Origin of the sequence: Hydrogenophaga sp., from assembly GCF_965657535.1 — a bacterium.
Lineage (GTDB): Bacteria > Pseudomonadota > Gammaproteobacteria > Burkholderiales > Burkholderiaceae_C > Hydrogenophaga.
Map to the genome: position 1 here is coordinate 1 of NZ_CBFHOP010000020.1, position 1,119 is coordinate 1,119.

The following is a 1,119-nucleotide window of genomic DNA, read 5'->3' on the forward strand; positions in this document are numbered from 1 at the left end:
TATAGATAAGGCCTGATAAAGTCTGAACTTTGTCTGGTTTTCGTGATCAGAGAATCATGGAAAAAGAAAGCGCAAGAAGTCAGACACTGGAGCAACTTCACGAACGCCGCAAGCAAGTTGTGAGGCTGTACAGACAAGGCACCAAGATCATGCAGATCGTCACGATGACGGGGCTGAGCTACCCGACAGTACGCACTGCTATCGATCTATTTGACGCTGGCGGCTGGGGTGCGATACGTCCCGCTGTTCGTGGACGAGCCAGAGGCGATGGCCGGGTGCTCAGTCAGGCGCAGGAAGACACCATCCAGCGTCTGATCATCGACAAACGCCCCGAGCAGCTCAAAATGGATTTCAGCTTGTGGAGCCGGGCCGCAGTGGGCCAGCTCATCGAACAGGAATTTGGCATCAAGCTGCAAGTGCGCAGCATCGGCAAGTACCTCACCCGCTGGGGCTTCACACCGCAAAAGCCCATCAAGCGCGCCTACGAGCAAAGCCCTGCTGCCGTGCAGGCTTGGTTGGAGGGCGAATACCCTGGCATCGAGCAGCGCGCCAGGGCCGAGGGGGCCGAGATTCACTGGGGCGATGAGACGGCCTTGGTCAACACCGATGTGCGCGGCAGAAGCTTTGCACCAGCGGGCAAAACACCGGTGGCCATGGCCGTGGGCGGTACCCGTCAAAAGCTCTCCATGATTGCCACGGTGACCAACCAGGGCAAGACGCGTTGGATGATCATTGACGAGGCTTTCGATGCCGAGAAACTGATTGAGTTTCTGCAAGCTTTGATCAAAGACGCGGGCAAAAAAGTCTTTCTGATCCTGGACAACCTGCGGGTCCACCACAGCAAGCTTGTGAAGGCTTGGGTGGCTGCGCGGCAGGACCAGATCGAATTGTTCTACCTGCCCAGCTACAGCCCACAGCTCAACCCAGAGGAGCGGCTCAATGCGGACTTGAAGCAGGAGATGGGCAAGCGCGTGCCGGTGCGAACCAAGGCCAAGTTACGCGATGCGACCAATGATCACATGGCGATGCTGGAGCAAAACCCCGAGCGCGTCATGAGCTACTTCCAGGACCATCGCGTCCGCTATGCAGCTTAAGACTTCACAGGGCCGCATCAATAGG

At 57.5% G+C, this 1,119-nt stretch carries 1 protein-coding gene; it reads left to right on the forward strand.

The features are described from left to right. Positions 1-56: 56 nt before the first annotated feature. On the forward strand, positions 57-1,094 hold the full coding sequence (locus tag ACTG4K_RS18495) for an IS630 family transposase (RefSeq protein WP_439115693.1): 1,038 nt from the start codon (positions 57-59) through the stop codon (positions 1,092-1,094). The last annotated feature ends 25 nt before the right edge of the window (positions 1,095-1,119 follow it).